The 7567-nt window shown below is 71.8% G+C and carries 13 protein-coding genes; 8 read left to right on the forward strand and 5 right to left on the reverse strand.

Annotated elements, in window-relative coordinates; translation table 11 throughout:
• The first annotated feature begins 304 nt into the window (after nucleotides 1–304).
• On the forward strand, nucleotides 305–781 hold the full coding sequence (locus ACFVHI_RS15070) for a hypothetical protein (protein WP_380339161.1): 477 nt from the start codon (nucleotides 305–307) through the stop codon (nucleotides 779–781).
• 19 nt (nucleotides 782–800) lie between these two features.
• On the opposite strand, the gene ACFVHI_RS15075 is transcribed toward ACFVHI_RS15070, so the two are convergent.
• Both ACFVHI_RS15075 and ACFVHI_RS15080 read right to left on the reverse strand, forming a co-directional pair.
• On the reverse strand, nucleotides 801–1295 hold the full coding sequence (locus ACFVHI_RS15075) for an NUDIX domain-containing protein (protein WP_380339164.1): 495 nt from the start codon (nucleotides 1293–1295) through the stop codon (nucleotides 801–803).
• Nucleotides 1296–1370: 75 nt separating this feature from the next.
• Nucleotides 1371–1619, reverse strand: a complete 249-nt coding sequence (locus tag ACFVHI_RS15080) for a hypothetical protein (RefSeq protein WP_380339167.1) — start codon at nucleotides 1617–1619, stop codon at nucleotides 1371–1373.
• A gap of 317 nt (nucleotides 1620–1936) precedes the next feature.
• Between ACFVHI_RS15080 and ACFVHI_RS15085 the strand changes: the two genes are divergently transcribed.
• From ACFVHI_RS15085 to ACFVHI_RS15105, 5 genes are all read left to right on the forward strand, one after another.
• Entirely contained in the window at nucleotides 1937–2773 is an 837-nt protein-coding gene (locus tag ACFVHI_RS15085; protein WP_380339170.1) for a helix-turn-helix domain-containing protein, read from the forward strand.
• Nucleotides 2757–2969 (forward strand): DUF397 domain-containing protein, encoded by a 213-nt coding sequence (locus ACFVHI_RS15090; protein ID WP_380339173.1) that lies wholly within the window; start codon nucleotides 2757–2759, stop codon nucleotides 2967–2969. Before ACFVHI_RS15085 ends, ACFVHI_RS15090 begins: the two co-directional genes overlap by 17 nt.
• Nucleotides 2970–3038: 69 nt before the next feature.
• Nucleotides 3039–3230, forward strand: coding sequence for a DUF397 domain-containing protein (locus ACFVHI_RS15095; protein ID WP_380339176.1), 192 nt, complete (start codon nucleotides 3039–3041; stop codon nucleotides 3228–3230).
• 103 nt (nucleotides 3231–3333) lie between these two features.
• A complete protein-coding gene (locus ACFVHI_RS15100; protein WP_380339179.1) occupies nucleotides 3334–3924 on the forward strand; it encodes a DUF5919 domain-containing protein in 591 nt (196 codons plus the stop codon).
• Between the two features lie 77 nt (nucleotides 3925–4001).
• Nucleotides 4002–4193, forward strand: coding sequence for a DUF397 domain-containing protein (locus tag ACFVHI_RS15105; protein ID WP_063352955.1), 192 nt, complete (start codon nucleotides 4002–4004; stop codon nucleotides 4191–4193).
• Nucleotides 4194–4246: 53 nt separating this feature from the next.
• On the opposite strand, the gene ACFVHI_RS15110 is transcribed toward ACFVHI_RS15105, so the two are convergent.
• From ACFVHI_RS15110 to ACFVHI_RS15120, 3 genes are all read right to left on the reverse strand, one after another.
• On the reverse strand, nucleotides 4247–4747 hold the full coding sequence (locus ACFVHI_RS15110) for a hypothetical protein (protein ID WP_380339182.1): 501 nt from the start codon (nucleotides 4745–4747) through the stop codon (nucleotides 4247–4249).
• Nucleotides 4748–4820: 73 nt separating this feature from the next.
• Nucleotides 4821–5309, reverse strand: a complete 489-nt coding sequence (locus tag ACFVHI_RS15115) for a hemerythrin domain-containing protein (protein ID WP_380339185.1) — start codon at nucleotides 5307–5309, stop codon at nucleotides 4821–4823.
• Between the two features lie 173 nt (nucleotides 5310–5482).
• Nucleotides 5483–6094, reverse strand: coding sequence for a TetR/AcrR family transcriptional regulator (locus ACFVHI_RS15120; protein WP_380339188.1), 612 nt, complete (start codon nucleotides 6092–6094; stop codon nucleotides 5483–5485).
• A gap of 145 nt (nucleotides 6095–6239) precedes the next feature.
• On the opposite strand from ACFVHI_RS15120, the gene ACFVHI_RS15125 reads away from it, so the two are divergent.
• Complete coding sequence (locus tag ACFVHI_RS15125) at nucleotides 6240–6941, forward strand: SDR family oxidoreductase (RefSeq protein WP_380339191.1); 702 nt, start codon at nucleotides 6240–6242, stop codon at nucleotides 6939–6941.
• A gap of 65 nt (nucleotides 6942–7006) precedes the next feature.
• The gene (locus tag ACFVHI_RS15130) at nucleotides 7007–7429 is read left to right on the forward strand and encodes a tautomerase family protein (RefSeq protein ID WP_063352960.1); all 423 of its coding nucleotides are present in this window, start codon (nucleotides 7007–7009) and stop codon (nucleotides 7427–7429) included.
• Nucleotides 7430–7567: the final 138 nt, after the last annotated feature.

Below are 7567 nucleotides of genomic sequence, written 5' to 3' on the forward strand. Positions count from 1 at the left end.
GGGGGGGGGGGTGGGTGCCGCGCCCAACCCGTCGGGGCGGAAACAAACGGGGGGGTGCGGGGGGGGGCCCCGGGCGGGGGGGCCCGGGGGCCCCCCGCCGTTCTGCGCCCGTCCGTCGTCCGTCCCTCACCTGCGAGACGGGCGGGCGACGGAGCGATCCTCAGCCGAACGGATGAACCCCCGCCACCGCCAGGACCGCCGAGCCCGCGCCTGCCGCACCGGCACGGTAAGACAAGCCGGGCCCCTCCGCGGTGACACCGGTGTGATCGTTCCTGGCGCCGCCCACAGCCGAAGGAAGTAAGAGATGCGCGAAACGAAGCCCAAGGCCCGAACGGGTGCCGCCGCCGGCATCGCACTGCTCGCCCTCACCGCCCTGTCCGGCTGCCGCCAGCCCCACACCGGCGGCAGCCAGGACGTGCAGGCCGCTACGGCTGCACCCACCGGGGACGCTGCAAGCAGCGGTGAGATCGCCGTGCTGGAGCAGCCGACGCTGCCGCCGCCGTCGTCCGTCGCCAACGACCAGGAGAAGCGCAAGCAGGTCGCCATCGGCACCTGCGAGGCGACCAAGGACGGCTGGCGCGCGGCCGGCACCGCGGTGAACCCCGGCGGCCGGGACGCGGATTACCGGATCGTCGTCTACTTCACCTCGGCGAAGGCCACGGTGCTCGCCCTCGGCGACACGGCGGTGAACGTCAAGGCGGGGCAGAGCGGGGAGTGGGAGGTGCGGCAGGCGTTCCACGCCCCGCAGGGGACCCTGTGTGTCCTGCGGGGCGTCAGCTGAGCGTCCGCCGCCGGGCGGTCTAGCGCGGCGGGGGCCGGTTCTCGTCGCAGGTGGTGCGTTGGCCGTGGAGGAGGAGGGGGACGGCGCGGTTGGCGAGGGCTTCGGCGGCGCGGGCTGCCTGGGCGGGGGCCATGACGTCCGGGAGTTCGTGGGCGGGGACGAAGCGGGCGCCGAACAGCCCGCTGCGGTGCCGGGGCGGGACGGTGAGGCGGGTGTCATCGCGCACGGTGCCGCCGTCGAAGACGAGGTTGAGGCGCTCCAGGTAGCGGTCGGCGGGGGTGAAGTCGACCGCCAGGACGTCCGCGAGACGCAGGTTGAGGCCGGTCTCCGCGTGGAGGTTGCGGGCGGCGGCGAGGTGGGGCGGCTCGTTGGGCTGGGCCGCGCCACCCGGGAGAATGAGGCCGTCCATGTAATCGGGGTCGACCAGGAGGATGTCGCCGCGCGGGTTGCGGACGAGGACGAGGCAGCCGAGCCGGCACACGGGCGGCTTGGCGAGAAGGCGGGGGTCGCGCATCGGGTGCTTCACTTCCTGAGGGCGGCAAGGAGTACGAGAGAGAAGCCCGCCCACCACAGCAGGCGGACCAGGAGTTCAGCCGTCACGCGTCAGACGCTCGTAACGCAGCCCCTTGCGGAGCAGGTCGACCACCCGCAGGAGTTCGGACGGGCGGGCGCAGCCGAGGCCGATGAGGTAGCAGCCGGTCCTGCGGCCGTGCTCCCAATCCACGTCGACGGACGGCAACTTCACCCCGGCCAGGGCGAGGACGGTGGTCAGGTCGTCGAGGACGTCGGCCGCCTGGCGCCGCTGGTCGGCGGTGGCGCGGTTGAGGGCGGATCCCATCACGCCCCACCTGCCGCCGAGCCTCGAACCCCCGCCAGGCGCTGTAGGCGGCGGAGAAGGAGGAGAAGGAGGCCAGCTCACCCGAGGTGCCGCTGCGCAGCCACTCCCCCGTCGTCTCGTTCCGCACCCGGTAACACCGACCCTCCGGGTCCCACCGCACCCCGTAGCCGTGCAACCGGGGCACTTGGACATCACCCATGGGAGTAACCTTCCGCTGTCGATCCTTCACGTTCTGTGTGGGAAAGACTTGCGGAACGACCCCCTCCTAGGGAAGCATCTGAAGTCGCCAGTTCAGCATGGTTCAGTTGGGAAGCATCATGAACCGTAAGAAGCTTGATCCTGCGTCATCTCCCTACGCGACCCTCGGGATTCAGCTCCGCCGTTCACGCGAGGCACGCGGCCTGACCCAGACGGAACTCGGAGAGGCCATCGCCTACTCCGGTGCCTACATCTCCAGCATCGAGCGCGGCATCCGCGCGCCGAGCCGCCGATTCGTCGATCTCGTGGACGAGCACCTCGCCACCGGCGGCACCCTCGGCCTGATGCTCGACCAGCTTGAACACAGCATCCTGATAGAGGGTTTCCCTGAGTACGCAGACAAGGAAGCCGAAGCGACCGCCATCCGGCTCTTCCAGATCGGGGTCATCTCAGGGCTGCTGCAGACTCCCGAATATGCGGCAGCCTATGAACAGGCACCGGTCACGCGCGGGACCGTCACTCAGCAGCAGGCCGACGAGCGCATGCGGTTCCTCCTCGCCCGGCAGGAACGGATCAACCGACCGTCTCCGCCGTACGTCCAGGCCGTACTCGACGAGTGGAGCCTGCGACGGCCGATCGGTGGACCAGTGGTGATGGCACGCCAGTTGGCTCACTTGGAAGAGCTGGCTGGTCGGCCGAACACGACCATCCAGGTAGCTCCGCTCGGTCTCGGAGAGCACCGGCCGTTCGCACACCCGGTGACGCTTCTGACGATGCCGAATCGTTCGCTGCTCGGCTATTCGGAGAGCCACCTGCGCGGCCATCTGGAGCGCGACGCCGAAACCCTCGCAGGCTGGGCCAGGGAGTACGATCGGCTGCAAGCCGAGGCACTGCCTCTGGCCCCGTCGCTTGAGCTGATCCGCGCAGTACGGAAGGAATTTGAAAGTGCACCTTGACCTATCCGGCGCTCGCTGGCGCAAGAGCACGTTCAGCGGCCAAGGCGGCGAATGCATCGAGGTAGCGGACGGCTTCCCCGGCATCGTCCCGGTCCGCGACTCCAAGGACCCCGACGGCCAAGCCCTCGCCTTCCCCGCCGATGCCTGGCAGGCCTTCGTCACCGCCACCCGTACCGGCGAGTTCGACGCCAACTAGGCCTATCTGATGCCGGAGTGGGAAGTCATCCCCATCGACTTCCCACTCCACCCGCAGGAGGCAACCGCGATGAACACCACCTGGCGCAAGAGCAGCTACAGCGGACAGGGAGGCCAGTGCATCGAGGTCGCCGACGGCTTCACCGGCGTGCAGCCCGTCCGGGACTCCAAGGACCCCGACGGACCCGTCCTCCGCTTCCCCTCCCCCGTCTGGCAGGCCTTCGTCACCGCCGTCCGCGCCGGCGAGTTCGACGCCCGGTAGCAACAACTCCCGGCCCCGCCAGCCCGATCCAGGGGCGGCGGGGCCTTCTCAACCCCTCCGCCCGGTTCAACCCGCCGCCGCGGCCTCAGGGGGTGATGAACGGATGATCTGGCCCAACACCGTGCGGGCGAACGTCAAGACCGGGCACGACCGGGAGGTGTTCGCCGTCTACCCGTACCGCTCGGCCTGCCCGCAGTCGGTCTGGGCGCAGCTGATCGCCGAGGCCAGGTCCGACGTCTTCCTCGCGGGGTACACCAACTACTTCGTGTGGCTGGAGCAGCCCGCGCTGCTTCAGACTCTACGGCGCAAGGCCGAGAGCGGTTGCCGGGTCCGGTTTCTCCTCGGGGATCCGGACTCCGACACGACGCGTCAGCGCGAGCAGGTCGAGGACGTGGCGCTCACGGTGTCCACCAGGATCAGGGTCACCCTGGAGAACCTGGCCAAGCTCTCCGGTACCGAGGGCTTCGAGGCCCGGTTCAGCGCTCCGGACGACGGTCCGAACCATGTCGGCCTCTCCGTCTTCCGCTTCGACGAGCACGCCCTCGTCACGCCCCACCTCGCCCGCGCCGTCGGCCACGACTCGCCACTGATGCACCTGCGGCGCAGCGGGGAGAACGGCATGTTCGACCGCTTCGCCGAACACGTCGAAGAACTCTGGTCCCGGGGCGGCGACATCCGGACCGGCCCGCACTGACACCTGCGCCTAACCCGGCGCCGGAGTGGGAAGTCATCCCCATCGACTTCCCACTCCACCCGCAGGAGGCAACCACGATGGCGATCACCTGGCGCAAGAGCACGTACAGCGGCGGGCAGAACGGCTGCGTTGAGGTCGCCGACGGCTTCACCGGCGTGCAGCCCGTCCGGGACTCCAAGGACCCCGACGGGCCCGTCCTCCGCTTCCGCTCCCCTGCCTGGCGGGCCTTCGTCGCCGCCGTCCGCGCGGGCGAGTTCGACGACCGGTAGTGGCAACTCCTGGGTGGGATGAAGGAGCTGTCGGGTCCGGGTGACCGCGTGCGTCAGCGGGCGGAGGTGTGGGCAGTCGGGCGGACGGCGTCGGGCAGCAGGTGGAGTTCGTAGGGGGTGTAGCAGTCCGCCATCTCGCCTCCGACCACGGCGCCGCAGCGGCAGGCGCGGTTGGGCGGGCCGTCGCCGGGGGCTCCGCAGCAGCCGGGTGGGCCGCTCGTTGTCACGTGCCCGGTGAGGCCGGTCCCGTCGTCGGGGTGCAGGACGAAGGTGTTCCGGGGCCCGGCCGAGACGACGACCATTCCGTCGAAGTCGCTGATGCACGGGCCGCCGGGGTAAGCGGGGGGACAGCCGTCCTGGTCCTCGGCCGGGACGAACGGCGGTCCGTACGGCTGCGGATCGACGGCGTAGTGGCCGCGGGGCATGGTGGGCGGGGCCTGTCGGCGGCCGTTGACGAGCTCGCCCTCGAACAGGTGCCGGGCCGGTACCGCCGGGAGGGGCTCAAGGTCGGCCGTGAGGGCCTCGCCGCAGGCGGCGCAATGAAAAATCGTCATCGCGGCATGTCTACAGCGCCGGCCCTCACCTCGCAACGGGATTCCGCTGCCCCGCCGGGCGGGGGCTCGCCCGTCAGCCGAACCGGAACACCCGGTCTGGCCAACTGCCCTCGGGCGTCGCGCCGTCGAGGGCTTCGCTGATCGTCCGTTCCTCGTAGGCGAAGTGGGATTCCATGATCGCCGTGAGGCCGTCGAGTTCGCGCCCGACCGCTTCCAGTCCTTCGCCGGGCGGTTCGGCCGATTCGGCGGCGCGGTCGGCGAGTTCGCGCACCCGGGCGAGGATGGCGGCGATCATCTCGTGGTCCTCGACGAGTTTGGCGACCGTCCCGGCGAGCTGCGGGCGTTCGCGCACCAGCTGGGCGAACATGCCCTCGTCCTCGCCCTGGTGGTGTGCCGTCAGTGCGGCGCAGAAGGCCAGGCAGTGGGTGCGCAGTGCGTCGTCGCCCGGGCGGCGCTGTCCGATCCCGGCCCTGATGCGGCCGACCTGGCGGCGCAGTTCCTGGTGTGCTCGGGAGAGTTGAAGACTCAGGGCGACCACGCGGTCGCCGTCATGGGAAGCCACGGGAGGCGGCCCCTTCGGTTCCACACCTCCATGCCTGACGCTGTCCGCCACCGGCACGCGATGCTGGCGCCATCCGATCACGGGCCGCGGCGTCGGGGCAAGCGCCGCCGTGGCAGCGGCCGGTGGCCCCGGGCCCGGGCGGGCGGGCCGGGGCCGTCGCGGTGGCCCCGGCCCTACGCGGGGGCGGCAGGGCCGGTGGGGGTGGTCAGGCGGTGGCGGGCGGCGGCGAGGAGTTCGTCGGACAGGGCGGGGTCCTCGCTGGCGCGGGCCAGGAGGAGCGCGCCGACCATGGTGGACAGGTCGGCGAGGGCGCTCTCGCGTTCGGCGGCGTCGGGCAGGTGCTGGAAGCCGTCGGCCAGGTCGCGCAGTCCGGCGGTGAAGGCGGTGCGCAGCGGGGAGCCGGGTTCGGCGCGGGCCGCGTCGGCGGCCAGGGCTGCGGCGGCGCAGCCCTGGCCGGGGTTGTCGCGGTGGAGGGTGGAGAGGTAGCGGGCGAGGAACTCGGCGCGGGGGGTGGGGTGTTGGGGGGCGGGCGCGCCGGGGGCGGGGTCGTCGGCGAGGCGGTCCATGGCTTCGCGGCGTTCGGTGAAGGCGGCTGTGAGGGCTTGGGCGACGAGGTCGTCCTTGGAGGCGAAGTGCCGGTAGAAGCCGCCGTGCGTCAGGCCTGCGGCGGCCATCGCCTGGGGGACGCTGACCTGGTCGGAGCCCTGCTCCCGGATCAGTCTGGCGGTGTGGTCGATCACCTCCTGGCGGTGGCGTTCGGCCTCGGCCCGTGACACGCGGGGCATGCCTGCGTTCCTTTCCTCGTCCTGCGGTGGTGGTGGTCCTACTTTCCCATCCGGGCTTCCCCATCCAGTTTAGATGATGGTAATAATCTAAACGTTGCGGTGCCCCGGCTGCGGGCACCGCCTTCCGAGAGCGAGGAACACGCACATGACCGTGATCGACGGCTCCACCGCCCTGGTCACCGGAGGCCTGCGCGGCCTCGGCCGGGCGTTCGTCGGGGAACTGCTGGCGCGCGGCGCGAAGAAGGTCTACGCCACCGCCCGCACCCCCGTGCCCAGCGAGGACGCGCGGGTGGAGGTCCTCGCCCTGGACGTCACCGACGACGCCTCGGTGGCCGCCCTGGCCGAGCGCGTCCAGGACGTCGACGTCGTCTTCAACAACGCCGGCGTCCTGTACCCGGGAGCGCTGCTCACCGCCGACCTGCGGCAGGTCCAGGAGACCTTCGACACCAACGTCCTGGGCCCGCTGCGCATCGCCCGGGCCTTCGCGCCGGTGCTGGCGGCCCGTGGCGGCGGGGCGCTGGTCGACATCCACTCCGCGCTGTCCTGGGGCGCGGGCGCCGGCGCCTACGGCGCCTCCAAGGCCGCCCTGTGGTCCCTGACCAACTCCCTGCGCCTGGAACTCGCCGCCCAGCACACCCAGGTCGTCGGCGTGCACCTGGGCTTCGCGGACACCGAGATGGTGGCGGCCCTGCCCGTCGACAAGATCCCGGCCGCCGAGGTGGCCCGCATCGTCCTGGACGGCGTCGAGCGCGGCGATCGCGAAGTCCTCGTCGACGACCTCACCCGGGCGCTCAAGTCCGCGCTCCCCGGCCCGGTGGAGGGCCTCACCATCCCCATCCGCCGCTGACCCGCACCCCGCCGAACCCGCCGAAACCCGCCGGCCACCGCCGGCCGACACCGAGGAGAACACCCATGCCGCTGTGGCACGTCTACCACCCTCCCGGCACCTACACCCCCGGGCAGAAGCAGCAGCTCGCCGCCGACATCACCGGGTTCTACACCCGCTTCGGACTGCCGAAGTTCTACGTGATGACGCTCTTCCACGAGATCGGCGCCGACTCCTTCCACGTGGGCGACCAGCCCGCGCACGACGCGGTGCGGATCGTGGTCGAGCACATCGCCCGGCACACCGAGGACCCCGACCTGCGCAAGCGCACCCGGGAGGCCCTCGCCGCCCTCCTCGCGCCCCACACCACCGGGCGCGGCCTGTACTGCGAGTTCCACATCGACGAGACGCCCCGGGACCTGTGGATGATGGACGGGATCTCCCCGCCCCCGCCCCAGAGCGAGGCCGAACAGCTGTGGGCCCGCGAGAACCGCCCGATCCCCTACTGATCCCCTGCCGATCTCCTGCCGGCCTCCCGCCGACGGGAGCCCCGGCACGGCGCCGTCGTGGGGGGTGGGCCGGTCCGCCCAGCCCAACCACGAGACCCCCCCCCCCCCCCCCCCCGCGGGGGGGGGGGGGGCGGGGCG

This window comes from Kitasatospora sp. NPDC127121, assembly GCF_042677305.1.
Classification (GTDB): Bacteria; Actinomycetota; Actinomycetes; order Streptomycetales; family Streptomycetaceae; genus Kitasatospora.